Consider the following 26,199-nt stretch of genomic DNA (forward strand, 5'->3'; position numbering starts at 1 on the left):
GATCAGGCTGTGGACGTTAGCAGATCGGGGAGAGTGTGCGCTTGACATGGCGGCAGGAAGGTGCTATAACTCGATTTAGGTATATGTTGCCGTACGAAAAAAGGAAAATGCAGGAGGAATGAAGATGTTAGATGCAAAAGTAGCAGAATTGCTGAACACTCAGATTAATAAGGAGTTTTATTCCGCTTATTTATATCTGGATTTTGCAAATTATTATACAGAAGAGGGACTGGACGGCTTTGCCAACTGGTACAATATTCAGGCTCAGGAGGAGCGCGACCATGCGATGCTGATTCTGAAATATTTACAGAATAATGGATGCAAGGTGACTCTGGAGGCCATTGACAAGCCGGATCAGAAATACGAGTCATTTGCAGATCCACTTCGGGCAGGATATGAGCATGAACAGTATGTAACAGGACTGATTCACAATGTTTACGATGCGGCAAATCAGGTAAAAGACTTCCGTACGATGCAGTTCCTTGACTGGTTTGTAAAAGAACAGGGAGAAGAAGAGACCAATGCGGAAAATCTGATCAAGAAGTATGAATTGTTCGGATCCGATCCGAGAGCCCTTTACATGCTGGATGGAGAACTTGGCGCCCGCGTATATGCAGCACCATCTCTCGTCTTATAGAATTTTATCCTGGATGAAAAAAGCCTGCGCAGAATGGTTGTTCTGTGCAGGCTTTTTTTCTTGATTGCGGAAGCTCGTTGTGCTACAGTAAAACTATCTATATTGGCGGCATTCTGACTGCCGTTTCTGTCTTCTTCTATCAGAGAAGAAGATCTCTTTTGCCGAAAGGCATTCTCATTTTCGGAAGCTCCACATCGGAGTCATAAAACCCGCAAATGAACGAAATGACAACTGAAAAAAGAAAAGGAGGAACATGGTTATGGCAACGATTTTAAAGACGTATTTTCCAACCATACGCACGCGCAAAGAAGTATTAGAGGAGATTTCCGAAAGCGAAAAACTCTCTGAGATGTTCCGGCAGTGGAACGAAGGGCAGCAGGAAGAATTTCTGGATGTCTGTACAGGAAACCGGGGGCTTCGGATTCTCTATGATTCCTTTTTTAAAGAGATTCTGAATCCCGAGACAGCCCCGGAGCGGCTGGAGGATTTTCTATCACTTGTGCTGAAAAAGAAAGTAAAGATTTTAAAAGTACTTCCCAATGATACGGTGCGGATTGCTGACGAACATTCTCTTGTGATTATGGATATTGTAGTGGAGCTGGAAGATCAAAGTATCGCAAACGTGGAGGTACAGAAACTCGGCTATCTGTTTTCAGGTCAGAGAAGTGCCTGCTACTCAGCAGATCTGCTCCTCAGGCAGTATAAGAGAGTGAAAGGAGAACGAGGAAAATCTTTCAGTTACAAAAATATGAAAAAGGTGTACACGATCGTTCTCTACGAGAAAAGTCCAAAAGAATTTAAAGAATATCCGGATGATTATATTCATAAATTTTCCCAGAAATCAGATACAGGAATCAAGCTGGAATTATTGCAGGAATATGTATACATTCCGCTTGACGTATTTCAGAATGTTGTGCAAAATAAAGGTATAGGAAACAGACTGGAGGCATGGCTTGAGTTTTTCAGTACAGATGAACCGCGGAGGATTGCAGGACTTTTGAAGGAATATCCGGAGTTCAAACAGATGTATCAGGAGATCTACGAACTGTGCCAGAATGTAGAGAAGGTGATGGAGATGTTCTCAAAAGAATTGTTGCAGCTGGATCGGAACACGGTACAGTATATGATTGATGAGATGCAGGAAGAAATTGACGGACTTAAAGGAGATCTGCAGAAAAAGGAAACTGTGCTACAGGAGAAAGAAACTGTGCTACAGGAAAAAGACAGCAGACTGCGGGAGACAGAAGCATCCTTAAAAGAAAAAGAAGAAGAAAATGCAAGGCTCCAGAATCAGATTCGGGAATTGATGGAGAAGCTGGAGAAATAGAAGTGAGATAGCAGCAACGCTGTCTGGAATACAAAAGCGCCTGTATGGGCGCTTTTGTGTATGCAAAGTAAGAAACGATATTTCAAGGGAGGGAAAAGCTGATGGAGAACTGGAAATCAATCTGGAAGCGGGAAGAAGATCTTGCGCACATTCATGGGTGGGATTTTTCGCATATTGAGGGGCGGTACGAGGAAGAGAAGGATCTTCCCTGGAATTACAGGGAGATTGTAAATCAGTATCTTACCGGGGATGCAGAACTTCTGGATTATGACACCGGCGGGGGAGAATTTCTGCTCTCGCTTGGACATCCGTGGCAGAAGACATCCGCAACGGAGGGATACCCTCCGAATGTGGAACTGTGCCGGGAAACATTGCTGCCTTTGAGAATTCATTTTAAAGAGTGTCAGGATCCGGCGAAAATCCCTTATCCAGATGAGAGCTTTGATTTGATTATCAACCGTCACGGCGACTTTGATGCACCGGAACTTTACCGGCTTTTAAAGAGCGGAGGCGTTTTTATTACAGAACAGGTAGGCGGTGACAATGACCGGGATCTGGTAGAGCAGGTACTTCCGGGGACGCCGAAACCGTTTCCGCATTTGAACCTGAAAGAGCAGAGAAAGGCTTTTGAGGATGCAGGATTCCAGATTCTTCGGGCAGAAGAGGCATACCGTCCGATTGTGTTCTATGACGTAGGCGCGTTTGTATGGTTTGCGCATGTGATAGAATGGGAATTCCCGGGCTTTTCGGTTGAAAAATGCATGGGAAATCTTCTTGAAATGCAGAATAATCTGGAACGGGACGGAAAAATAGAAGGTACCATTCACCGGTATCTGATCGTTGCAGGAAAGTTGTAATCGTGTTGGAAGAAGTAACGAATGGAAGGAGGAAAGAAACGTGATTTTATATTTTTCGGGAACAGGAAACAGTGAGTATGTGGCAAAGAGAATTGGAAAGGCTGTCGGGGATGAAGTACTGGATTTGTTTTCCAGACTGAAAAACAGAGACAGCAGAGAGGTATATTCGGACAGGCCCTGGGTGATTGTATCGCCTACTTATGCGTGGAGAATCCCGCGGATTCTGGAAGCATGGATAAAGAGAACAGAACTTTCAGGAAATAAGAAGATCTATTTTGTTATGACGTGCGGATTAAATGCAGGAAATGCCGGGAAATATCTGCAGGAGCTTTGCGCGGGAAAACAGATGCAGTATTTGGGGTGTATGCAAATCGTGATGCCGGAAAATTATATAGCCTTGTTTCAGACACCGCACAAAGAGGAGGCGGTGAAAATTATCCGCCGTGCGGAGAAAAGGATTGATGAGGTGGTTTCGCGGATTCAGAAAAAGCTTCCGTTTCCTCCGGCTAAAATCACTCCGGTGGACAGACTGAGCAGCGGTCCGGTCAATCAGGTGTTTTATCCACTGTTTGTACATGCTAAAAAGTTTTATGTAACGGGAGACTGCATTTCCTGTGAAAAATGTGCAAAAGTCTGTCCGATGAATAATATCCGGTTCCATCATGGGCGTCCGGTATGGGGAGATCAATGTACGCACTGCATGGCCTGCATCTGCAAATGTCCGGCGGAAGCGATTGAATATGGGAAACACAGCAAGGGACTTCCGCGTTATACGTTCCCGAAAGAACAGTTTCCTTTATAGGAGGATGAATGGATGCGGATTTATGTAGATGCGGATGCCTGCCCTGTAGTCAGGATAGTGGAAGAGACCGCAAAGAAATACAGTGTGTCTGTGACGTTGCTCTGCGATACGAATCATGTATTGAAGTCAGAGTATAGTGAAGTGAAGGTGATTGGTTCCGGAGCGGATGCTGTGGATTTTGCACTGATCGGATTGTGCAAAAAAGGGGATCTGGTGGTGACGCAGGACTATGGAGTGGCGGCAATGGCTCTTGGAAAAGGGGCTTTTTGCATCCATCAGTCCGGCAGGTGGTACACGAATGATAATATTGACCAGATGTTGATGGAACGGCATCTTGCCGGAAAAGCAAGAAGAGCTTCCAAAAAGAATCACCTGAAGGGGCCGAAGAAAAGAACGGCAGAGGATGATGAACGGTTTGTGAAGTCTCTGGAAGAGCTGATACAAAAAGCGTCCGTAGAACATGAGAGAGAAACAGGAAAATTGGAATAAAGGAGAGGAAACGATGAAGAAGATAGCAGTAGTATTTCCAGGAGTCGGATATCATGCGGACAAGCCGCTTTTATATTACAGCAGAAAGATTGTCGGACGGTACGGATATGAGATTGTCTGCGCAGATTACGGGAAACTTCCATCGGGCATCAAGGGAGACGCAAAGAAAATGTATGCCGCCTACGAACAGGCACTTGCAAAGGTAGCAGAACAGCTTTCTGAAATTGACTTTGGTTCTTATGATAAAATACTGTTTTTGTCCAAGAGTATCGGGACCGCTTTGGCGGCGTCCTATGATGCAATGAACCGGATCGGAGCCGGACATGTCTATTATACCCCGGTGGAGGCGTCATTTCAGGCCATCGGGACGGAAGGAATTGTTTTTCACGGAACCGGAGATGACTGGGCGAAGACGGAAGTTATTGTCAGTGAATGTGAGAAAAGAAAGATTCCTCTTTATCTGACGGAGCATGCCAATCATTCCATGGAGACCGGGGAAACGCTACGGGATCTGGAGATTATGAGAGAGATCATGGAAAAGACGGAAGACTATATTCGTGAATTTTCCGCGAGGAACGAATAAACGTTCTTTTTAAAAGTAGAAGTTACATCGATTCTTTCCAGAAAGAAAGTAATTTTAAATCTGTTGACAAGTTTACTTGTCGATGATATGCTGAGGGCTACAAGCAAACCTGGCCTTATTTGGAGGGAATCAGTATGGAAAAAGAAGAAGTTTTATTAAAAAGCAGAAAAGAAAACAAGATTGTGGATGAAAGGGAACGCAATGTTCAGATGTGGGCCGGAAGAATGGCGGCCGGATTTGGTATCTTTATGTGCGCGGTACTTTCTATATTGGCATCATGGGCAGACAAAGGAGAAAATTACAGTGCATGGATTATTTTCTGTACGATTTACGGTTCAATGGAACTGATGATGTTTCTAAAGTTGAGAAACAAGTGGGATTTGATTTTGGCAGTCATAGAGATTGGCGGGGGAATACTGTTTTTTATAGCCTATTTGAAGGAACTGTTCTGATTTTAATTTCAAAAACTACCGGGAGAGGCAGTATGTTTGCGGTCCTCCCGGTTTTTTCTTTCTATTTTTTATTTCCGGTATCTTATCCTCGCTCCCGGAAATGATCCAGATAATACTGAAATGCGCTGACAATATATTCAGCGGACCCGGTTCCGTGTTTTGTGTCTGTGACAGCCTGAATGTAGTCACCGGAGTAAAGTTCGATGATCAGATCGCAGTAAGATGCATGATCGCAGAACAGCTCCGAAGATGCGGTGTCTCTGGCCCGGGAAATTGCATCCCGGACAAGCTGCTGAACAACATCTGAGGAAACGGGTTCTCCTTTATGAGAGGCGAGTTTGACAAACGGATCTTTCGCTTTCAACTCTTCTGGAATCTGGGCCTGCCACTTCTTCATGATTTCTGAAAAATGTTCCAGATTGTATTTCATTGCCTCAGTGTACGCCTCGACACTGCCGAATTCCTGGACGGCGAGGCGGGCAGCCTGTGCCTCGCTTTTACGGATTTGCTGAATAAACAGGTCGAAATTTTCTTCACTTCCCCAGTAGGTAATAACCTCATCTTTGTGACTGGTTTTGAACTCTTCCAGTGCGCGGAAATATTCAGAAAGATCATATTCTTGGAGATTATCAATCGTATCGCGCTCTTCCAAGCGGGTCAGAAGTTCGATCTGCCGGTCAAGATGCCCTCGTTCAATTAAAAATTGATGTTTTTTCCTGCAAAATGCCGCAGCGCGGTCAGATTTTGCCCCACTCAGAAGGTGCTGAATTTCTTTCAGTGAAAAGTCAAGTTCTTTCAACGTCAGGATCTGCTGGAGTTTTCCAAGGGCCTCTTCGTCGTACAGGCGGTATCCGGATTCCGAGAGACTGGACGGTTTCAGCAGTCCGATTTCATCATAATATTGCAGTGTTCGTACACTGATTCCACTCAATTTTGCGATTTGACTTATTGTCTTCATGTGCTCCACTCCTTCTATCCCTATCATACCGTATCACGCAGCGTGAGAGTCAAGAATCGAAGCAAAAAAAGCACAGATTTTTAATTGTTTATTATTCTTATGAAGGAAATACAGAGGCACTTGTAGAAGGAATGAAGGCGGCAATCGACGCCGACGTGCTGAAACTTACCGTGGCGGATGAAAAACCGACGAAAAGCATGTTCCGCTTTGTGTGGGGAGACATGCAGATTTGGCACCTATGCGCCGGCAGTCAACACATTTCTGAGTGAAAATCAAATAAAAGGAAAGAAGATCTATCTTCTGGTGTGCAATGGTGGTAATATGAGAAATACATGGAAGAACTTCCATAAGGCGCTGGAAGGAAATGAGATCGTATCAGAGCTTGATCTTGTGTACCCGATCCGTAACGGAATTCAGGACGCGAAGAACAAGGTGAATCAGTGGATCAAAAAAGCGATGAAATAGTAAGACGCCGGAAAGGGACAAAAGATGTGCAGCCTGTTTTACATCGATGAGACAATCTTAGAGAAACTAAAAGCGTTCGCGACAGAGATGGACAGCGAAGCCAAAAACGTATGCCTGGGGCGTGATATCCGCCCGACAGAACGAGCGCTGATTTTGAAGTGGAATGGAAAAGGAATCTGTCTTTCCGGTATAAAATGGGGCTATCCGGGGATTCAAAAGAGCGGCGTGCTGATCAATGCAAGGGCTGAATCCGTTCTGGAGAAAAAGATTTTCGCGGACGGAATCCGGTATCACCGGGCAGTTATTCCAGCAAGTCATTTTTACGAGTGGAATCAGAGGAAAGAGAAAAATACCTTTAAGAGCAAGGATGGAGAGATCCTTTATCTGGCAGGATTTTTCGATATCATGGAGAATGAAGAACGCTTTGTGATTCTGACGACAGAGGCAAATGCATCGATGAAACCGGTTCATGACCGGATGCCGCTGATTCTAAGACAGGATCAGATCGAGGACTGGTTCCGGGACGAAAAAGCGGCTGAAGCAATGCTGTGCCAGACGCCGGAAGGACTGAAACGACAGGCAGATTATGAGCAGATGACATTGTTTCCGATGTGAGACAGGAAGGAGAAATGTTATGAAAATTGAGATGCACGTCCATACAAGTGAGGGAAGTCCCTGCGCAAAAGCAGATGCAGAGTCAATCATGAAAGCATACGCTGAAGAGGGATATGATGCGCTTGTGATTACGAATCACTTTGACTCCGTTTTGCTGAACGAGTTTGGAAAGACGGACGAGGAGAAAATAGAACGGTATCTTCTGGGATACAGAAAAGCTAAAGCGGCAGAAGAAAAGTATGGAATTCAGGTTATGCTTGGTGTGGAAATCCGACTGGAACCGAACGAGGAAGATTTCCTGATTTACGGGATCGACGAGGACTTTTTATTCCAACATCCGGATCTTTGTTTCCTAAGCCAAGAAGAAATCTATCATCTCTGCCATTCCTGCGGTGCGTTATTTTATCAGGCACATCCGTTCCGGGAACTATGTGTACCTCGTGAGCCGGAATTTTTAGATGGAGTGGAATACAATCAGCGTCCGAACAGCGGGAATCATAATGAAAAGCTGGATGAATGGAGAAAGGCATATCCGGAATTGAAACTGGTTTCCGGCAGCGACTGCCATGATCTGGATCAGGTGGGATTCGGTGGAATCGAGACAGAGAAGGATGTCCATAATATCAAGGAAGTTGTCGCATTGATGAAGGAAGAAAAAATCCGGCTGATTGTCAGCACAGATTCAAATTGATAGAACGAAAAAAGAGGCATTTTTGTCTCTTTTTCTGCTATAATATCAAAAATAGATAAAATTATGAAAAATTAGCAGTACTATTTTAAAGGAATGAGGAGAATGAGTATGGTTCTAAAGGAATTTGATCCATCGCAAAAGGCGGTAATCAATGCTGAAGATTTTGTGGATCCGATTGCAGAGATGCCGGAAACTGCCGTGGCATGTTATTCCAGAATTACAATGGAAAGAATGGTTGAAGAACTGGGAGCGAAAAAGATTGCATCTACCAGTACAGCAAATGGGGAGACCTATGTGTATCGGGCGGCCTATAAAGGAAAAGAAATCGCCCTGTTTATGATTGATGTGGGAGCACCGATGAGTGTGGCGATGCTGGAAGAAGTGTTTGCTATGGGGGTCAGGAATGTTATAGTGTTTGGTACGTGCGGCGTACTGGACAGAGAAATCGAAGATTGTTCCATTTTGATTCCGAATCAGGCGATACGGGATGAGGGAACAAGTTATCATTACGCACCGGCAGAAAATGAAATTGAAGTCAACAGGCATTATCTTGGGATGTTTACAGAACTGTTGGAGGCGATGAACATCTACTATACCGTGGGAAAGGTGTGGACAACAGATGCCTTTTACCGGGAGACTGTGGAAAAGGTAAAACGAAGAAAAGAGCAGGGATGCATTTGTGTGGATATGGAATGTTCCGCCAATGCAGCTGCAGCCAGATTCCGGGGAAGAGAACTGTTTCAGTTTTTCTATGCGGCGGATAATCTGGACGCGGAACAATGGGATATAAGAAGTCTTGGCAATGACGCAAAACTGATGGAAAAAGACCGGATTGCCATGATTGCACTAGAACTGGCTGTCCGGATTTGACGGAAAACAGCAGCAGAGGAAATGAGGTGAGAAGAGGCATGAATCTGGAAGAAGCGATGGAGATACTGGATGTGGTGCAGGGCGAGGATAAAGCGAAGATCAGGAAGAAGTACCGCAGCCTGATGCGGAGGTATCATCCGGACGCTCTGGGATCGGACCGGCCGGAACAGATCAGGCGGGTGCAGCAGATGAATGAAGCCTATCACCTTTTGATGAAACAGGAAGTCCCGATCCTGCGGTCTGCACGAAAAAGGCGGAAATGGGAATGGACGGGCACAGTCAATGCGGATGCCTTCTGCGAACGAAATGTCTACCTGCATTACAGTATGGATGTGGAAGGGGAGCCTTTGTATTATCAAGCGGCCCGGGGGAAGTATCTGTGGGATCCGGAGGAAGAAGAATTCAGTCTGTTTCTTATAAGCCTCCGTCATGCTGCGAAAGAGCTGCTGGAACAGGTGGAGAGAAGGCAGGGGACGTTCCGGGAAGAGGATACCCTGCAAAGCGACCATCGCTTTCAGGTGCAGGCAAAGCTCTTTCATCTTCTCACCCGGCAGTTCATTGATCCGTTGGCGGCGCTGAGAAAAGCGGCAAAGCCGAAGATGATCGATTTGGAGGGAAGGGCGGTTTATCAGTTCCGGGCGTGGGTCGGCGCAGAAGGCTCGGGCGAAGCTTTCCGGGCAACGGGAGAACTGAAAAAAGGAGCTCCCATTTATCCAAAAGCATTTCAGGGACACCGGATTCTCGTAAAGAACCGGGAAGGGAAGGTACTGGGGCATCTGTCCTTTGACGAGGACTACCTGTACTTCTGCCTGATTCCTCTTCTGAAAGAGAAATGCGCCAAGGTCCGGATGCATGTACGGGATGTGAAAGAGAATAGGAGAGGCTGGCCTCACAAGGCGAAAGTGGACGTGGACTTTTATTTCCGGCTGGAACAGGAGCCGCCCAAAGACCAGCACAGAGATCTGAATGAAGAGATCCGGGAGTTACTTCTGGCTTATGAAACAAAACTGATGCAGAGATAGAGAGACTGGACTTCTATCCTGCCATTGAGTAAAATAAGAAGTACGAACCAATGGAAAAGTTTGAGGAAATGGAGTATGGAATTACCACAAAGTATTAGAAATCAAATAGAAGGAAAAGAGTACCAGATCGATTAAACCGGTATGTTCGGCTCCCGGATTTTGCTGTTTTCCGATATGGTGCTGAAAGTGCAAAGGAAAAGCAGGGAAACGGAGCAGGAACTGTGTATGATGGAGTGGCTGCAGGACAGACTTCCGGTTCCAGGGATTCTCGCAAAAGAAGAGGCCGGAGAGGAACAGTTTCTGCTGATGAGCAGGCTGGAAGGGGAGATGATGTGTGAGGAGACTTACATGGGAAATCCTGTTCTTCAGACAAAGGTGCAGGCAGAAGGATTAAAAAGACTGTGGGCAGTGGATCTTTCCGGATGTCCGGCCGACTGCCGGCTCGATCACAAGCTGATGCGGGCGGCAGAGCAGGTGGAACAGGGGCTGGTAGATCTTGACAATGTAGAGCCGGATACATTTGGCCCGGAGGGATTTCGCGGTCCGAAAGAACTTCTGGACTGGCTTTTCGGAAACCGGCCGGAGGAAGAAGCAGTTCTCTCCCACGGCGATTACTGCCTGCCAAATGTATTTGGAAAAGGAGACCGTTTGACAGGCTATCTTGATCTTGGACGGGCAGGGATTGCAGATAAATGGTGCGACATCGCACTTTGTTACCGGAGCCTTTCCCAGAATTACAGCGGAAGATTTCACGGGAAAGCGTATTCCGGTTATGACGATCTTTTGTTGTTCAAGGAACTTGGAATTGCACCGGACTGGGAGAAGATCCAGTATTATATTTTGCTGGATGAATTGTTTTAGTATAGAGAAAAGCGGAATCGAAGGAGGAGGCTGCATATGATTGGAGCAGAATTGGCAAATTTCCGGGATCTGGGAGGACTCCGGACAAAGGATGGAAGAGAAGTTGCACCAAAGCGGCTGCTGCGGTGCGGAGATATGTCTGAACTGACCGGGGAGACGATCCGTAGCTTACAGGAAGAGTATCACGTGGTCAATGTGGTTGATCTTCGGACAGCAGAAGAGCGGGGAAAGGCACCGGACTGCGAAGTACCGGGAGCCAGGGCGTATGTACTTGATTTCTTCCCGGGAGAGAAGCTGATGGGAAGAGGACAGGCGACAGGAAGCAGGGAACAGTTGATGAACATGCAGAACGCACAGCTGCTCCATGACTATATGAAAAAGCTGTATGGGGAATTTATTACGACCCGGACCGCCAGAGACGCGATCCGCAGTTTTGTGCAGATCCTGCTTGAGACAGAAGAAGGAGCGACTGTCTTTCACTGCTTTGCCGGAAAAGACCGGACAGGCATTTCCGCAGCAGTGATTCTGACGATTCTGGGAGTGCCTCGGGATACGATCATGGAAGATTATATGGAAACAAACCATATGCGGGCGGCAGCCAATCAGGTGATTCTGGACGGCCTGAGACAAAAATGTGCATCTGAAGAGATGCTTAAAGCAGTGGAGACAGCGTTGAGTGTGGACCAGGACTATCTTTGCACAAGTTTTGAAACCGCGCATCGGGAATATGGTTCCTTTGAGAATTACATCGAAACCGGACTTGGAATAGGACAGGAAGAACAGAAATGCTTAAAGGAATTGTATTTGGTTAGAACGTGTGCGCTTTAGATCATATGTGAGGGGGAAAAGATGGATCAGAAATTGAAATTTCCAGATTATGAAAACGGACTGGCCAATCTGGCGCAGTCAGTCTTAAAGAATTTTGGAATCCGTGAAAAAGGGCAAAAGACACTTGCGTGTGTGGATACGTTTCTGGAAAAGGAGTACGAAAATATTGTCGTATTTCTTCTGGATGGAATGGGAAGCAGGATCATGGAGAAAAATCTGGAGGAGACCGGATTTTTTAGGAGCCACATGAAATGTTCCTACAGCTCGGTATTTCCGCCGACTACGGTGGCGGCGACCACATCTATCAGAAGTGGACTGAAGCCGTGTGAGCACGGATGGCTTGGCTGGGACTGTTATTATCCGTGGATTGATCAGAATGTTACGGTTTTCACCAACATGAAGACAGGAACCAGTATTCCGGCAGCAGATTATAATGTGGCTGAGAAGTATTGCGGATACGAGACAGTCGTGGAGAGAATTAACCGCCGCGGCGGGGAGGCTTATGAAGTTATGCCGTTTGCAGAGCCGTTTCCAAAGACCATGGAAGAAATCTGCGGACAGGTTGAAATGCTGTGTAGAAAGCCTGGAAAGAAATATATTTATGCGTACTGGAACGAACCGGACAGCACCATGCATGAGACCGGATGCTACAGCAGCCAGACAAAACAGATTATGCGGAAACTGGAACAGCAGGTCCAGGCTTTAAGTGATAAGCTGGAGAAAACGCTTCTGATCGTGACGGCAGACCATGGGCTGGTGGATACACAAAATGTTTCCATTACCGATTATCCGGAGATCATGGACTGTCTGGTGCGGATGCCGTCTATCGAGCCGAGGGCGCTGAACCTGTTTGTGAAAGAAGAGAAAAAAGAACAGTTTGAGAAAGCGTTTCAGGACGCTTTCGGAGAGGAGTTTCTTCTGCTGACAAAGGAACAGGTGCTGGAAAGAAAGCTTTTCGGCACTGGAGCCGAACATCCGGATTTCCGGGAAATGCTGGGAGACTATCTGGCAGTCGGAACCGGGGAGCTGACAATCTTTTCCTCCCGGGAAGAAGCAGACTTTTTTGTCGGAGTCCATGCAGGACTGCGGGAAGAAGAGATGCTGATTCCGCTGATTGTGATGGAAAATGCGTAGTATTTGCAGATAGATGGAAGAGAGAAGAAACAGAAAGGACATCTTTCGGAAAATGGATTCCGGAGATGTCCTTTTTCGTTGGAAAAAAAGAAAAATGAATAAGAGTTTGCATATTGACAAACCAGACTTCCAATGCTATTTTTAAATAAAATTCGGCAAAACAAAAAAATGCCGAAAAAAATAAAATGATTCGGAGCGAAAGAGAGGTGGAACATGGATAAATCAATGAATATTCCTGACGATCAGATGATTGTTTCTCTGGAAGAGCTAAAAGAGCAGGGACTTTCCTATTACAAAATTAATAAGCTGACGTCAGAAGGAAGGCTAAGTAAACTGAATAATAAATTCTATGAAAACATGAACTATCGAGGAACAGAGTCGGATTTTTATTATGCCTACGCTTATGCGCCTTCGGGAGTGATATGTCTCTTGAGTGCGGCAGTCTATTATGGGCTTTCTTCTTTTAGCCCGGATGCGATAAATGTAGCACTCAGAAGAAAGGCAAAAATCAGTGCTTTGCCCGAGTGGCCGGAAATTCATATCAGTTATTTTACTGATGAACGGTTTGAACTTGGAATTCGTACAGTAGAGGAAGGGAAGAACCGTTTTAGGATCTATGATATAGAAAAAACGGTTGTTGATACGGTTTTTTACAGAGAAAAAGTGGGAATTGAAGAGACGAAAGAGATTCTTACAAACTATCTGAGCCGGAGAGAAAGGAACCTGAATCGGCTCGTCAAATATGCGGAAACTTTGAAATGCGGTGAGATTCTTAATAATTATTTGGAGGTACTAGTGTGATAAATTCGGATCAATCTCCAGCTCCGAAAATCATTTCCAATCAAGGCAGGGGATGAACAGATCTGAAAAATCATAGAACCGCGCTGTAAACAGGCCGGGGATTCTGGCATAAGATTTACGGAATATGGAGGGAAAAGAATGGACAGTGCTTATTGGAAGGAACAAGAGAAGTATTTAAAGCTGACAAGGAAGCATATGTGGAATGAAGATTATTTTGCCTTTCTCGTACAGTCGGTATGGAAGCTGAAACCAGATGCAGACATTTTAGATCTGGGGTGTGGATACGGGGATCTTTGTGCAAGGCTTCTGCCTCTGCTCTCGGAGAAAAGCACGTATACAGGAGTGGATTTCTGCCGGGAACTGCTTGAGGAAGGACGGAAAAGATTTTGGTCAGAGTCGGCATGAAGATTCCAGTCTATATGGAGCGGTTGGGACTGCAAAATGTCGGAGTACGGGTTAATGATTATGTTGAATTTATCAGCCTAGGTCAGGACGGTGAGGAGTATACAGAACATCTGGCAGCGTTTGGAGAAACAACGTCAGAAAACGATGGAAAACATTCTGTCGTCTCAGCAAAGTGTCATCTGATTTCCTTCGGAAGAAAAAAATGATATAATCAAAGAACGATTATAGAAGCAAGGAGAAACAGACCATGAGAATATTTTTGTGCGGTGGAGGAGACGGCGTTCAGACAAAAGACGCCTGCCGGCGTCTGAACGATGTGATTGATCATACAAAACCGATATTGTATCTTCCGTTTGCCATGGAAAATGCGGACTATGACAGCTGCCACGAGTGGGTTCTGGGCGAGCTTCGGTGTGTGGATGTGCCGGATATCGAGATGGTTAAAAGCGCGGAGGAACTGGACGGGACAAATGTGGAAAACTACAGCGCGATTTTTATTGGCGGTGGAAACACATATAAATTATTGAACGATTTGAAAGCAAGCGGAAGTTTTGAGAAAATCAAAGCATATATCGAACAGGACGGCATTGTCTTCGGCGGAAGCGCAGGCGCGATTATCTTTGGATATGATATCGAAAGCTGTGCGGCTATGGATCAGAATAAAGTGGGGCTGAAAGATACGAAAGGATTTGATGCCCTGAGCGGATATTCGGTGTTTGCGCATTATACGAATGGAAGTTCAAGACTGACAGAGCAGGAGAACCGGGAGCGGACAGAAAGATATACAGAAAAACTGCTCCGGTATTCGCAGGAACGTGGTCCGGTCATTGCCATGCCGGAAGAAGATACCCTGTTTCTGAATGGAGATCATTTTGAAATGATCGGAAGCAGGCCGTATTATTGTTTTGAAGGGGGAAAAAGAAGGGAAATGATTCCGTAGACAGGATGCGAGACCAGACAAGAAATATAACAGCAGGAGGTAACAGCCATGGTAAAAGTTCGTTTTTATGATGAAGTGGAAGATTCCCTTTTAAAATTTGCTGTGATGATTGCGCGGCATGATGGAAAATGGGTGTTTTGCAAACACCGGAAACGGGAAACATACGAGGTGCCGGGAGGACACCGGGAGCCCGGAGAGAAGATAGACGAAACGACAGGAAGAGAGCTTTATGAGGAGACCGGAGCGTTGGATTTCGATCTTGACCGGGTCTGTGTGTATTCGGTAACCTCAGTGGACGAGGAGGGAAAAGAAGGGGAAGAAACATACGGGATGCTCTACACGGCAGAAATCAGGAAGTTTGAGAAGGAGCTTCACAGCGAGATTGAAAAGATCCTGATTACAAAGGATCTGCCGGAAAAATGGACCTATCCGGAAATTCAGCCGGTTTTGATGAGAGAAGCAAAAATACGGCGGGGAGGGTATCACGATGAGTAGGAAGAGAAAAAAGACAGCCGAATTCAGATACTACCGGATGCCGGAAAAGAGGACAATTATAGCGCTTCTAGGAGAAAAATGGCAGCAGAATTACGGAAGGAATATTGATTATCTGCATTTTCATAATTTCCTGGAGATAGGTTACTGTTACGAAGGCAGAGGATCGATGATACTGGGGACAGAAGAATATCTTTTCAGAGGAGGAGAATTTACTGTGATCCCGAAAAATTATCTGCATACAACGAACAGCGAGCCGGGAAATATCAGTACGTGGGAATATCTGTTTGTCGATGTGGAACAATTGTTGAGAAAGCTGGTTTCGGGAGCGCCGGGATATGTAGACCAGATGATTCAGGCGATTAATCAGAAAGCAGTTTTTGCAAAGGGAAACGAAATGCCTTATCTTGCGGAGCTCTTGAAGCGTATTCTGGATACGATGCGGGAAGGGAAGATGTTCTATCTCGAGGAGGCGGAAGGGATGATGCTGGCATTTCTATCGGAGATTGCCAGAAAAAATATCGCCTTTTTTGATCAGCCGGGCGGAGGAGTCCGTGAGGAAGCAAGGATGAACAATCTCATTTACCGGTCCTTGGATTATATCAGCGATCACTACCATGAGCGGATGAAAGTCAGTGATATTGCAGCGCAGATTCATATCAGCGAAACACATTTCCGCCGTGTGTTTTCCCAGTGTATGGGGATGAGTCCTCTGGAATATATCAATCTGGTCAGAATCCAGTCGGCATGCGAGTACCTGAGAAAGACGGATGAACCGATTGCGACGATTGCGGGAAAATGCGGATATTTCACAAGTTCGACCTTTAACCGGAACTTTCAGAAGATTATGGGGATGGCGCCGGAGGAGTGGAAAAAGAGACCGGAAAATTACGAACAGCAGATTCTGCAGTTTAATGTGCGGTCAGAGGAAGGGTGGTAAAAATGTACAGTACAAAGATTATAAAACAGGTGAAAAGGAAGAAAAAACCGGGCACGGGAGTACTGAAAATATTGATGATCTTGTTTGGAGTTCTGTTTGTTCTGATGGGCATCGTGTTTTCAAGGGGATTTATGCTCCCGGGCTTCCTGCTGATTTGTCTTTACTTTGCCTTTGATATGTTCAGCCAGAAGGAATATGAATATACTATGGAAGGAAATCAGTTTACGATTGATGTGATTATCGGGAAAAAGCACCGGAGAAATGCCCATGAGCTGGATTTGAATCAGCTGGAAGTGGTAGCGCCGAACTGGCATGAAAAGGTGGCGAAATACCGCATTAAGGGAGGAACACAACGTCTGACGAAGTATGACTATACTTCGTATGATGATGAAATCCCGTACTATACGATGATTATCGGTGAAGGAAGAGAGAAGATCAAGATTCTTCTCGATTTGGATGAGGAAATGCTCCGCGCGATGAAAAATATGCTCCCTGACAAGGTCTTTTTTGCAGAAACATGGGTTTGGCAGGATAGATGAGACAAAAAACAGAGGTAAATATACAAAAAAAATCGCGATTTTGGCAGAATGGATAAATAAAATGAAGCTGATGCTGTAAAAAACGGAGAAGCGGGTGTACCGATTGGACAAAAAAGTAACGAAAAAGCAACAAAAACAGGGCGAACGGCACAAAAATGGTCGAAAATGCATAATTTATATACGAATCTGCAAACATTTCACAGGGATGTCTTGATATAATACTTTCAGAAGATGTTCGAAAGACTGGACGAACATGAAAAAGGAGGATGTATCTATTATGAAAAGAAAATTGATTTCAGCATTACTGGTTAGTGTCATGACAATTTCTCTTGCAGCCTGCGGAACAGGCGGAGGATCTTCAGAGGGAGGCGAAGGAGGATCCGGTTCTTCCGAAGGCGGTCATAAACTGACAGTATACGCATGGGACCCGGCATTTAATATTCCGGCGATCGAGGCAGCAGCAGCTGACTATAAGGAAAATGTAGATTCCGAATTTGAACTTGAGATTCTGGAGCAGGCAGCTTCTGAAGACGTAGAGACAGCTATCACAACAGCAGGATCTTCAGGAGACTATTCCAACCTTCCGGATATCGTGCTTTTCCAGGATCACTACATTCAGAGATATGTAGCGGATTATCCGGATGCATGGACACCGCTCGGAGATGTTGATATCAACTGGGATGATTTCGCAGCTGAGAAACTTGACTACTCCACAATCGACGGAGAGCACTACGGAGTACCTGTAGACAACGGTACCGTTGTTGCTGCATACCGTACAGACCTTCTGGAGCAGGCAGGATACACAATCGATGACCTGACAGGATGCACATGGGACAAATTTATCGAAATCGGTAAAGCCGTATACGAAAAAACAGGAAAAGCCCTTCTTTGCATGAACAGCGATGGAAACGACCTTCCATACATCATGATGCAGGCTGAAGGTGTTTCCCAGTTTAAAGACGGAAAACCGTACATCACAGAAAATGAAACACTTGTAACAATTGTTGAAAAACTTGTTGAGATGGCAAAAGAAAACGTGCTTCTTATGCCAAACAGCTGGTCTGACTATACAGACAAAGCAATCCAGGGCGATCAGGTTGCAGGTGTCATGAATGGTAACTGGATCATTCCTACAATCGAAAAAGTAGAAGCAAACAGCGGTAAATGGGCTATTACAAGCATGCCGACACTGGAAGGCGGCGAGGGATATGCAAGTAACGGAGGATCTTCTCTGTACATCACATCCAACTGCCAGAATGTTGACCTTGCAAAAGACTTCCTTGCTTACACATTTGGCGGAAGCACAACAACATATGACAACGCACTGAAAGATGGCGGTGTGATTTCTACATACGCACCGGCAGGCGAGACAGAAGTTTACAATGAAGGTGTAGAATACTTCAACAACCAGCCGATTTACGCTGACATCGTTGAAATGGGAACTCACGTACAGACTGTTGAACAGAGCGATTATCACTATTCCGCACGTAACTACGTTGGATCCGCAATCGTAAATATCATCAACGGTGCAGACACAATGGATGCTCTGCAGGAAGCAGAAGATCAGCTGAACTTCGAGATGGGCAACTAATCTTCTTAATCGAAAGAGAGAATGAACGGTAACGGGGAACGAGTTTTCGTTCCTCGTTATTCGAAATTAGTGTAAGGGAGGGGCTCAAGTGAAACAGAAAAAAAGGATGAGCTTACTTGCCAAGCAGTCAGCGGCCGGCTGGATATTTTTAACTCCGGCGGCTTTGTTGATTGCGGTCATGGCATTCTGGCCGATGATTCAGGCTTTTATTATGTCACTGCAGACCGGTTCCAGTGCAAACATGCAGTGGTCCGAACCGATCTTTAACAACTACACCAGAATGTTTCAGGATAAGCTGTTTCTGAGATCAGTCGGAAATACATTTTTGTACCTGATTATTCAGGTGCCGATCATGCTGATTCTTGCAATCTTGCTGGCGCAGCTTCTGAATAACAAGCATCTGAGATTAAAGGGATTTTTCCGTACATGTATCTTTCTTCCTTGTGCGACATCCCTTGTATCCTACTCTTTGATTTTTAAATCCTTGTTTGCAACAGACGGACTGATCAACTCCGTTCTTGTTCATCTTGGTATTCTGGAGTCCAATTACAATTTCCTTGGAAATGCAGCCAGCGCAAAGGCGGTTATTATCATCGCCCTGATCTGGAGATGGACAGGATACAACATGGTATTCTATCTTGCAGGATTGCAGAATATTGAATATTCCGTTTACGAGGCGGCCAAGATTGACGGTGCAAACGGATGGAAGACATTCTGGGGTATTACGGTTCCGCTTTTGAAACCAACGATTATCATGACATTTATCATGTCCATCAACGGAACGCTTCAGTTGTTCGATGAGTCTGTCAACCTGACAAACGGCGGACCGGCAAATGCGACGATCACCATGTCACATTATATTTACAACAACTCACTTGGACAGGGGGTTGCAAACTTCGGATACGCGACGGCAATGTCATTCTTCGTATTTATTATTGTTGCGATCCTGGCATTTATCAATATGAAAGTAGGTGATACGCGTGACTAAGAAAAGAAATAGAAGTATGATTCAGCGCCGGTTGATTCCTACATACATATTTTTGATTATCGTAGCGTTCCTTTCCGTATTCCCGTTCTACTGGATGATTTCAGCAGCAACAAACACTTCCTTCGAGGTGGCAAACGGAAAGCTGACGCTCGGCGGACATTTTATCGAAAACTTCCAGAATCTTGTAAACGGCAATGAGCTGTGGAGAGCAATGGGCAATTCTTTCCTGTATTCTATTTTGCAGACAGTTCTTGCGATTTTGATCTGTTCTCTTGCAGGATTTGGATTTGAGCTGTATCATGACAAGAAAAAGGATGTTCTGTTTTCCATTATTCTTCTTGCCATGATGATTCCTCAGGTAGCGACGATGATTCCTCTGTTCAGACTGCTTTCATCAGCAAAGCTTTTGAACTCGGCGTTAGGTTTTATCCTCCCGTCTCTTTCGACGCCGTTCCTGATTATGATGTTCCGTCAGAATTCACGTAACTTCCCGGTTGACGTTATGGAAGCAGCGCGTATCGACGGACTGAGCGAAATCGGAATCTTCGTAAGAATGTACATGCCGATGATGAAAGCAACCTATGCAGCAGCAGCGGTTATCACATTTATGAATGCATGGAATTCATACCTGTGGCCGAAGGTAATTATGACCCTTCCGGAGTCACAGACAATGCCGATGTTGATTGCCAACCTTTCAGGTGGATATACAACAGACTATGGTGTATTAATGGTGGGAGTTCTCTTCTGTTCCATTCCTACTATGATCGTCTTCTTCGTACTTCAGAAACAGTTTGCAGAAGGTATTACAGGAGCCGTAAAATAATAGACAGAGAGCCCGCATAAGAGCAGGAGTCTGCCGCAGATGCGGCGGACTCCTTTTTTCATACAAAGATTCAGGGAAAAAGAGGAGGAAACTATGAGAACATTTAATTATGAAAACGTAAAGAATCCGGAGTATTTCTGTGATGGAAGAGCAGAGGCTCACTCCGATCATGCGTACTATGCGTCCGAAGCGGACAGAGAAACAGGATGCAGTCTGTTTCAGGAGAGCCTGAATGGAATCTGGAAATTCCATTATGCGAAAAATTATGACGCGGTTGTTCCGGGATTTGAAAAGGACGAGTACTGCTGTGCTTCCTGGGACGACATCCGGGTGCCGGCCCATATCCAGATGGAGGGCTATGATGCGCCGCAGTACGCGAATACACAGTATCCGTGGGAAGGACGTGAGGACATCCGTCCGGGAGAGATTCCGGAGCACTTCAATCCGGTTGCAAGTTATGTGAAATATTTCCGCGTGCCGGAGAGAATGAAAGGCAAACGTCTTTTTATCTCCTTCCAGGGGGCAGAAAGCGGCATGGCTGTCTGGGTAAACGGTACCTTTGTGGGATACAGCGAGGATACCTTTACACCGTCCGACTTTGAACTTACTGACTATGTAAGAGAAGGCGAAAACAAGCTGGCTGTGCAGGTATTCAAATGGACGTCCGGAAGCTGGTGTGAGGATCAGGACTTCTACCGCTTCTCCGGGCTTTACCGGGATGTCTACCTGTACACGGTGCCGGAAGTCCATATCCGTGATCTCAGAATCCGCGCAGTTCCGGATGAGACGCTGGAAAAGGCGGAGCTGGAAATCTGCACCCGGACATGGGGAAGCGGAAAAGCAAAGTTCGTGCTTTCTTACCACGGAGAAGTTTGCTTCGAGGAAGAGAAGGAACTGAAAGGAGAGAATGCCTTTACCTGGGAGATCGATCATCCGGCGCTCTGGAGTGCGGAAGAGCCGAATCTTTATGACCTGTCGATTACCGTGACAGACGCCTCCGGCACTTTGATGGAAATCATTCCGGAGAAAGTGGGATTCCGCAGATTTGAGATGAAAGACCGCATCATGACACTGAACGGTAAGAGAATTGTCTTCAAAGGGGTTAACCGGCATGAATTCAGCTCTGTGAGCGGAAGACATGTATCGGAAGAGGAGCTTCGAAAAGACCTGACCATCATGAAGCAGAACAACATCAATGCAGTGCGGACATGCCATTATCCGAACTCCTCTTTGATCTACAGACTCTGTGATGAATACGGTCTGTATCTGATTGATGAGGCGAACCTGGAGAGCCACGGAAGCTGGGATACCTATCCTATGGACGGGGATGAAGATTTCATTGTGCCAAATGACAAACCGGAATGGCTTGCGATGATGCTGGACCGTGTGAATTCCATGTACCAGAGGGACAAAAATCATCCGTCCATCCTGATCTGGTCCTGCGGAAATGAGTCTTTCGGAGGAAAAGATATTTATGAAATGTCTCAGTTTTTCCGCAAGGAAGATCCGACGAGACTGGTACATTACGAAGGCGTCTTCCAGGATCGCCGCTACAATGATACCAGCGATATGGAGAGCCAGATGTACACACCGGTGGAAAAGATCAAGGAATTCCTTGCAAAAGACAGAAGCAAACCGTTTATCTGCTGTGAGTATACCCACGCCATGGGAAATTCCTGCGGGGCAATGCACAAGTATACCGATCTGACAGATACAGAACCGCTCTATCAGGGAGGATTTATCTGGGATTACATTGACCAGACGATTTATAAGAAAGACCGTTATGGAAATGAATTCCAGGCATACGGCGGCGATTTTAATGAAAGACCGACCGACTACAATTTCAGCGCCAACGGGATTGTATACGGCGGTGACAGAGAGCCGTCCCCGAAGATGCAGGAGGTAAAATTCAACTACCAGAATATTACAGCCGAAGTGACAAAGGATCAGGTAAAAGTCATCAACAAGAACCTCTTCCTGAACACCGGTGTGTATGAATGCGTGGTAACAGCGGCCCGGAACGGAAAGACAGTCAGAGAACTTGTTCTGGCAACCGATGTGGAACCGCTCTCCGAGAAGGTGTATGATCTGCCGCTTCCAAAAGAGACGATTCCGGGAGAATATACGATCACGGTTTCCTTCCGGCTGAAAGAAAACACGATCTGGGCGAAAGCAGGACATGAAGTGGCATTCGGACAGTATGTCTATGCGATCAGGGAAGAGAAGAAAGCATGCAGACGTCCGGTGAAGGTAATCCGCAGCAAGCATAACATCGGTGTCAGGGGAGAATCTTTTGAAGCGATCTTCTCCGGGCCGGAAGGAGGACTTGTCTCCTACCGTTATGCAGGAAAAGAAATGATCAAGGAAATTCCAAAGCCGAATTTCTGGAGAGCTCCGGTGGACAACGACCAGGGCAACCAGATGCCGAAACGGTACGCACAGTGGAAGATCGCCAGCATGTACGCGTCACACAAGGATTACCGGGGGGACGACCTTTGCAAAGTTCTTCTGCCGGAAGTAGAGGCGGCGGAAGATTCTGTCAAAGTGACATATACCTACCTTCTGCCGACGACTCCGGCCGGCGAGTGTACGATGACGTATGTGGTAACCGGCGACGGCACGGTACAGGTAACGCTTTCCTATGATCCGGTCAAAGAACTGGGCGATATGCCGGAGTTTGGCGTGATGCTCAAGCTGGATGCGGACTACGATCATGTGACATGGTACGGACTCGGACCGGCTGAGACCTATGCGGACCGTAAAAAAGGCGCGAAGCTTGGGATCTACCAGAACCTGGTGAAAGATAATATGGCAAGATACATTGTGCCGCAGGAATGTGGAGCAAAAGAAGAAGTACGCTACGCAAAAGTGACCGACAGAAGCGGAAGAGGAATGCTGTTTGAAATGGATGAAAAGAGCGGACCGATGATGTTCTCCGCGCTTCCTTATACACCGCACGAACTGGAAAATGCAAAGCATCCGTATGAACTTCCGCAGGTTCATTACACGGTTGTACGTGCGGCTCTTGGACAGATGGGAATTGCAGGAGACGACAGCTGGCTGTCTGTTACGCATCCGGAATATCTGTTAAACGCAGACAAAAAGATGGAGTTTACATTCCGTTTCCGCGGAATCTAAACAGGAGGAGTAACAATGTTAGGAGAAAGGATTCTCCATGGAGGAGATTACAATCCGGATCAGTGGCTGGACCACCCGGAGATTTTTGAAGAAGATGTAGCGCTGATGAAAAAAGCGAACGTGAACTGCGTAAGCCTTGGCATTTTTGCCTGGGCTTCGCTGGAACCGGAAGAGGGGGTCTATCAGTTTGACTGGATGGACCGGATCATCACAAGGCTTGAAACGGAAGGGATTCAGGTTATCCTGGCAACCCCTTCCGGGGCAATGCCGCACTGGCTCACTCAGAAATATCCGGAAGTGATGCAGGTGCAGGCGGACGGCAGGAGAAACCTTCCGGGAAAGCGCCACAATTTCTGCTACACCTCGCCGGTAATGCGTGAGAAAATCGCGACCATCGACCGGGAACTGGCAAAACGGTTCGGGAAAAGGAAGAACGTGATTCTCTGGCATATTTCCAATGAGCTGGGAGGAAACTTCGCGGATTCCGTATGTCACTGTGAACACTGTCAGGCGGCATTCCGTATCTGGCTTAAGAAAAAGTACGGTACACTTGAGAATCTGAACCGGGCGTGGTGGAATTACTTCTGGAGCCACACCTATACGGACTGGGAGCAGATTCACAGTCCGGTTCCAAACGGGGAGACAACAAGTACAGCCCTTGTGCTGGACTGGAGACGGTTCTCCACGGAACAGATGAATGCCTTTTACCAGCTGGAAGCACGGACGGTAAAAGAATATTCAGATCTTCCGGCTACAGCGAACTTTATGTACTTCTTTAAAGGGATGGACTACAACCGTTTGAAAGAAGGCGTGGATATTATTTCATGGGACAACTATCCGTACTGGCACAAACAGAAAGATGAGGTTCCGACGGCGGTGAAGGCAGCAGTAAATCACAGTCTGATGCGCTCCCTCCTGAAAGCGCCGTTCCTTCTGATGGAAAGCTCTCCGTCTTCGATCAGCTGGCGCGAGGCGAATCCGCTGAAGCGTCCTGGTATGCACATGCTTTCCAGCATGCAGGCAGTGGCACACGGATCGGATTCTGTACTGTATTTCCAGTGGCGGAAAGGCCGGGGCGGATTTGAGAAATTCCATGGCGCTGTGCTGGATCACAGGAACGGAGCGAACACCAGGGTATTCCGGGAGGTTACCGAACTGGGCGAGAGACTATCAGGTCTTGGCGAGCTCATTGATCATGCAGTAAACAGGCCGAAAGCCGCCATCATTTTTGACTGGGACAACTGGTGGGCAGTGGAAGATACGCAGGGACCGCGTCTTGACTTTAATTATGTGAAAACGATCCTCAAACACTACCGTGTGTTCTGGGAAAACGGCATTGAGGCCGATCTGGTGGATATGAACGATTCTCTGGAAGGATACAACCTTGTGGCGGCGCCGTTGAACTATATGTACAAGGAAGGATATCCGGAGCACGTAAGAAAGTTCGTGGAGAACGGAGGTATTTTCGTTAACACCTGCTTCAGCGGTATGGTGGATGACACAGATCTTTGCTTTACCGGACAGTCCCCGCTGGAAGATGTGCTGGGAATCATTCAGGAAGAGATTGACGCGCCGTCTGAGGAATTTGAGAATCAGTTTACCTATGGCGGATCTGTTTATCCGGCACAGTACCTTTGCGAGATCGTACATGCGAAAGAAAACACAGAAGTGCTTGCAGTTTACGAAAAAGATTTCTACGCCGGCTCTCCGGTTGTGACACGCAACAGCTTCGGAAAAGGAGAGGCATACTATCTGGCGGCAGAATCCAGCCTCGATTTCCTGCGGGCGTTTTATCAGGATCTCTTTCGGGAAGCCGCTCTGGAAAACGCGCTTCAGACAAAGCTGCCGTACGGTGTGACCGTGACAGAACGTGTCGGTGACAATGGAAAACGGGTTGTGTTTGTTATGAACTTCAAAAATGAGCCGGTCTGCGTAGAAGGAATCGGAAAATGGACCGATGCGGAAACAAAGGAAGTGTACGAAGGCACACTGGAAATGAAACCGTTTCAGTGTATGATTCTGATTTAATTAGAAAATAGATGGTCCGATCCGGACCGGATTGTGCTACAATAGTAGGAGAGAAAATTTTCAGAAAGGGTGTGTACAGTATGACTCAGGAAACATTAAATTATGTAGTAGAGAAGACAAAAGAGCTGATGGCAGCTCCGTCATGCAGTCAGGAGGCAAAAGATGCAGCACAGGCATGGCTTGACGCTGTAGGAACCGAGAACGAGGCAGAAGAGACGAAAAAATATATTGCCGAACTCGAAGAAGATATCATGACGCTGGACGGACTGATCGCATTTGCAGAGTCCGAAATGGGTGCTCAGGTATTCGGAGCAGAAAAGACAAAAGAAGTCGCTGCTCATGGAAAAGAATTAAAAGCTGCAGGCAAACAGTACTGTGACTGCCCTGCATGCGTAGCTGTAGAAGCAATCCTCGCGAAGAAGGACGAGCTTTTATAATTTTATAGTGCAACGGAGAGTGTAGAAAAAGGTATGGGATTGTCGGTTAATACCGATTTTTAACCCCTGACCTTAAAAGAAGAGGCAGTCCCAGAGAATTCGGACTTTTTCAAAGTCTGAATTCTCTATGGAACTGCCTCTTCCTTTTTGTAGCTCTTGTTTTAGGGCACAAAAACCCCTTGTTTGGATTTTTAGGGTTTGCTCCTCAGCTAAGCGGTTTTCTGCTCCTTTTTTCCTTCGTATTTTTTTATCTCATCATGTAAAAAACGATGGTATTTCATGATATTTCTACCAATCGCATACAGCATGAATTCTTTATATACTTTTTCTTTTGAACGGTAGTGAAAACGCCGGAAGTCTTCGTTCTCTTTGATATCTCCAAAGTGTCCTTCTGTCTGGATCGACCGGATCTGCCGTTTCAGGATCCCTTCTTCACTCTGGATATTCGCATTGGATTCTTCCTTTAGTTCTTCCCATCGTTCATTA

At 46.1% G+C, this 26,199-nt stretch carries 30 protein-coding genes; 28 read left to right on the top strand and 2 right to left on the bottom strand.

Features of this window, described 5'->3' with window-relative positions; translation table 11 throughout:
- Window positions 1–124: 124 nt before the first annotated feature.
- The 7 genes from H6A32_RS12900 (at window position 125) to H6A32_RS12930 (ending at window position 5,147) form a co-directional block, all read left to right on the top strand.
- The gene (locus H6A32_RS12900; RefSeq protein ID WP_087168959.1) at window positions 125–637 is read left to right on the top strand and encodes a ferritin; all 513 of its coding nucleotides are present in this window, start codon (window positions 125–127) and stop codon (window positions 635–637) included.
- Window positions 638–896: 259 nt separating this feature from the next.
- Entirely contained in the window at window positions 897–1,964 is a 1,068-nt protein-coding gene (locus H6A32_RS12905) for a PD-(D/E)XK nuclease family transposase (RefSeq protein ID WP_087168960.1), read from the top strand.
- Between the two features lie 101 nt (window positions 1,965–2,065).
- Window positions 2,066–2,821 (top strand): SAM-dependent methyltransferase, encoded by a 756-nt coding sequence (locus H6A32_RS12910; protein ID WP_204864502.1) that lies wholly within the window; start codon window positions 2,066–2,068, stop codon window positions 2,819–2,821.
- 40 nt (window positions 2,822–2,861) lie between these two features.
- Window positions 2,862–3,623 (top strand): EFR1 family ferrodoxin, encoded by a 762-nt coding sequence (locus H6A32_RS12915; protein ID WP_191427596.1) that lies wholly within the window; start codon window positions 2,862–2,864, stop codon window positions 3,621–3,623.
- Window positions 3,624–3,635: 12 nt separating this feature from the next.
- Window positions 3,636–4,112, top strand: a complete 477-nt coding sequence (locus tag H6A32_RS12920; RefSeq protein WP_138374103.1) for a YaiI/YqxD family protein — start codon at window positions 3,636–3,638, stop codon at window positions 4,110–4,112.
- 13 nt (window positions 4,113–4,125) lie between these two features.
- A complete protein-coding gene (locus H6A32_RS12925; protein ID WP_087168964.1) occupies window positions 4,126–4,695 on the top strand; it encodes a hypothetical protein in 570 nt (189 codons plus the stop codon).
- Between the two features lie 134 nt (window positions 4,696–4,829).
- Window positions 4,830–5,147: a DUF6442 family protein gene (locus H6A32_RS12930; protein ID WP_087168965.1), complete on the top strand. Its 318-nt coding sequence runs from the start codon at window positions 4,830–4,832 to the stop codon at window positions 5,145–5,147.
- Window positions 5,148–5,229: 82 nt separating this feature from the next.
- On the opposite strand, the gene H6A32_RS12935 is transcribed toward H6A32_RS12930, so the two are convergent.
- A complete protein-coding gene (locus H6A32_RS12935; RefSeq protein ID WP_204864503.1) occupies window positions 5,230–6,105 on the bottom strand; it encodes a MerR family transcriptional regulator in 876 nt (291 codons plus the stop codon).
- 177 nt (window positions 6,106–6,282) lie between these two features.
- Here H6A32_RS12935 and H6A32_RS12940 point away from each other — a divergent pair, with 177 nt between their 5' ends.
- From H6A32_RS12940 to H6A32_RS13040, 21 genes are all read left to right on the top strand, one after another.
- Window positions 6,283–6,570 carry a hypothetical protein gene (locus H6A32_RS12940; RefSeq protein ID WP_204864504.1) on the top strand — a complete coding sequence of 96 codons (288 nt, stop codon included), beginning with the start codon at window positions 6,283–6,285 and terminating at the stop codon, window positions 6,568–6,570.
- Between the two features lie 24 nt (window positions 6,571–6,594).
- Window positions 6,595–7,185 carry an SOS response-associated peptidase gene (locus tag H6A32_RS12945; RefSeq protein ID WP_204864505.1) on the top strand — a complete coding sequence of 197 codons (591 nt, stop codon included), beginning with the start codon at window positions 6,595–6,597 and terminating at the stop codon, window positions 7,183–7,185.
- A 19-nt stretch (window positions 7,186–7,204) separates the two neighbouring features.
- Window positions 7,205–7,876: a PHP domain-containing protein gene (locus tag H6A32_RS12950; RefSeq protein WP_204864506.1), complete on the top strand. Its 672-nt coding sequence runs from the start codon at window positions 7,205–7,207 to the stop codon at window positions 7,874–7,876.
- 108 nt (window positions 7,877–7,984) lie between these two features.
- Window positions 7,985–8,746 carry a nucleoside phosphorylase gene (locus H6A32_RS12955; protein ID WP_204864507.1) on the top strand — a complete coding sequence of 254 codons (762 nt, stop codon included), beginning with the start codon at window positions 7,985–7,987 and terminating at the stop codon, window positions 8,744–8,746.
- A 38-nt stretch (window positions 8,747–8,784) separates the two neighbouring features.
- Window positions 8,785–9,768 (top strand): J domain-containing protein, encoded by a 984-nt coding sequence (locus tag H6A32_RS12960; RefSeq protein WP_204864508.1) that lies wholly within the window; start codon window positions 8,785–8,787, stop codon window positions 9,766–9,768.
- A 174-nt stretch (window positions 9,769–9,942) separates the two neighbouring features.
- Complete coding sequence (locus tag H6A32_RS12965; RefSeq protein WP_204864509.1) at window positions 9,943–10,629, top strand: APH(3') family aminoglycoside O-phosphotransferase; 687 nt, start codon at window positions 9,943–9,945, stop codon at window positions 10,627–10,629.
- 36 nt (window positions 10,630–10,665) lie between these two features.
- Entirely contained in the window at window positions 10,666–11,457 is a 792-nt protein-coding gene (locus H6A32_RS12970) for a tyrosine-protein phosphatase (RefSeq protein ID WP_204864510.1), read from the top strand.
- 21 nt (window positions 11,458–11,478) lie between these two features.
- A complete protein-coding gene (locus H6A32_RS12975; protein WP_204864511.1) occupies window positions 11,479–12,591 on the top strand; it encodes an alkaline phosphatase family protein in 1,113 nt (370 codons plus the stop codon).
- Window positions 12,592–12,804: 213 nt separating this feature from the next.
- Complete coding sequence (locus H6A32_RS12980) at window positions 12,805–13,392, top strand: type IV toxin-antitoxin system AbiEi family antitoxin domain-containing protein (protein ID WP_204864512.1); 588 nt, start codon at window positions 12,805–12,807, stop codon at window positions 13,390–13,392.
- A gap of 138 nt (window positions 13,393–13,530) precedes the next feature.
- Entirely contained in the window at window positions 13,531–13,797 is a 267-nt protein-coding gene (locus H6A32_RS12985) for a class I SAM-dependent methyltransferase (RefSeq protein ID WP_204864513.1), read from the top strand.
- Complete coding sequence (locus H6A32_RS12990) at window positions 13,794–14,003, top strand: hypothetical protein (RefSeq protein WP_204864514.1); 210 nt, start codon at window positions 13,794–13,796, stop codon at window positions 14,001–14,003. Before H6A32_RS12985 ends, H6A32_RS12990 begins: the two co-directional genes overlap by 4 nt.
- Window positions 14,004–14,044: 41 nt before the next feature.
- Window positions 14,045–14,737: a Type 1 glutamine amidotransferase-like domain-containing protein gene (locus H6A32_RS12995; protein ID WP_191427873.1), complete on the top strand. Its 693-nt coding sequence runs from the start codon at window positions 14,045–14,047 to the stop codon at window positions 14,735–14,737.
- Window positions 14,738–14,785: 48 nt separating this feature from the next.
- Window positions 14,786–15,232, top strand: a complete 447-nt coding sequence (locus tag H6A32_RS13000; RefSeq protein ID WP_204864515.1) for an NUDIX hydrolase — start codon at window positions 14,786–14,788, stop codon at window positions 15,230–15,232.
- On the top strand, window positions 15,225–16,169 hold the full coding sequence (locus tag H6A32_RS13005) for an AraC family transcriptional regulator (RefSeq protein ID WP_138374029.1): 945 nt from the start codon (window positions 15,225–15,227) through the stop codon (window positions 16,167–16,169). Before H6A32_RS13000 ends, H6A32_RS13005 begins: the two co-directional genes overlap by 8 nt.
- Before the next feature lie 2 nt (window positions 16,170–16,171).
- On the top strand, window positions 16,172–16,708 hold the full coding sequence (locus H6A32_RS13010) for a hypothetical protein (RefSeq protein WP_204864516.1): 537 nt from the start codon (window positions 16,172–16,174) through the stop codon (window positions 16,706–16,708).
- A gap of 277 nt (window positions 16,709–16,985) precedes the next feature.
- Entirely contained in the window at window positions 16,986–18,299 is a 1,314-nt protein-coding gene (locus tag H6A32_RS13015; RefSeq protein ID WP_118636644.1) for an ABC transporter substrate-binding protein, read from the top strand.
- Window positions 18,300–18,387: 88 nt separating this feature from the next.
- Window positions 18,388–19,287 (top strand): carbohydrate ABC transporter permease, encoded by a 900-nt coding sequence (locus tag H6A32_RS13020; RefSeq protein WP_330677512.1) that lies wholly within the window; start codon window positions 18,388–18,390, stop codon window positions 19,285–19,287.
- A gap of 16 nt (window positions 19,288–19,303) precedes the next feature.
- Window positions 19,304–20,110, top strand: coding sequence for a carbohydrate ABC transporter permease (locus H6A32_RS13025; RefSeq protein ID WP_118636643.1), 807 nt, complete (start codon window positions 19,304–19,306; stop codon window positions 20,108–20,110).
- A gap of 93 nt (window positions 20,111–20,203) precedes the next feature.
- Entirely contained in the window at window positions 20,204–23,248 is a 3,045-nt protein-coding gene (locus H6A32_RS13030; protein WP_204864517.1) for a glycoside hydrolase family 2 TIM barrel-domain containing protein, read from the top strand.
- Window positions 23,249–23,263: 15 nt separating this feature from the next.
- Window positions 23,264–25,276 carry a beta-galactosidase gene (locus tag H6A32_RS13035; RefSeq protein WP_204864518.1) on the top strand — a complete coding sequence of 671 codons (2,013 nt, stop codon included), beginning with the start codon at window positions 23,264–23,266 and terminating at the stop codon, window positions 25,274–25,276.
- 80 nt (window positions 25,277–25,356) lie between these two features.
- On the top strand, window positions 25,357–25,713 hold the full coding sequence (locus H6A32_RS13040; RefSeq protein ID WP_204864519.1) for a molecular chaperone Hsp90: 357 nt from the start codon (window positions 25,357–25,359) through the stop codon (window positions 25,711–25,713).
- 209 nt (window positions 25,714–25,922) lie between these two features.
- Here H6A32_RS13040 and H6A32_RS13045 read toward each other — a convergent pair.
- On the bottom strand, window positions 25,923–26,199 hold a 277-nt coding region (locus tag H6A32_RS13045), incomplete at its 5' end, for a transposase (RefSeq protein WP_204864520.1).

It is taken from the genome of Drancourtella massiliensis, from assembly GCF_016900655.1.
Lineage (GTDB): Bacteria > Bacillota > Clostridia > Lachnospirales > Lachnospiraceae > Sellimonas > Sellimonas catena.